This window comes from Mesorhizobium sp. M2A.F.Ca.ET.037.01.1.1 (genome assembly GCF_003998075.1).
GTDB lineage: Bacteria > Pseudomonadota > Alphaproteobacteria > Rhizobiales > Rhizobiaceae > Mesorhizobium.
On the sequence record NZ_RZSA01001806.1, the window covers coordinates 1 to 450 of the forward strand.

Here is a 450-nt window from a genome sequence, read left to right on the forward strand (position 1 = left end):
GCACCACGGTGCCGTCTTCCATCACCGGAAGAAAGCCGTCCTGCTGGGCGCGGTTGAAACGATGGATCTCGTCGACGAAGAGCAGCGTCTGGCGGCCGTTGGCGCGCCTGAGTTTCGCCGCCTCGAACACCTTCTTGAGGTCCGCGACGCCGGAAAATACCGCCGAGATCTGCTCGAAGGCGAGATCGGTCTCGCCTGCCAGCAGCCGCGCCACCGTCGTCTTGCCGGTGCCGGGCGGACCCCAGAAGATCATGGAGCCGAGCGAGCCGGAATCAATCAGCCTGGTCAGCGCGCCGTCGGGGCCGGTCAGATGCTCCTGGCCGACGACCTCGCCGAGGTTTTGGGGGCGCAACCGGTCGGCCAGCGGCCGCCCGGGCGGCGCTTTCTCCGGTTCATCGGAACTGAACAGATCGGCCATGCAAGTCTTTTGGTTGAAACGCGATCCCGCTC

Annotated in this window: 1 protein-coding gene; it reads right to left on the reverse strand. The window is 66.0% G+C overall.

All coding sequences use genetic code 11. The features are described 5' to 3' along the window. Window positions 1–418, reverse strand: a 418-nt coding sequence (locus EOA27_RS39905; RefSeq protein ID WP_127259136.1) for an AAA family ATPase, incomplete at its 3' end; no start/stop codon positions are given. Window positions 419–450: the final 32 nt, after the last annotated feature.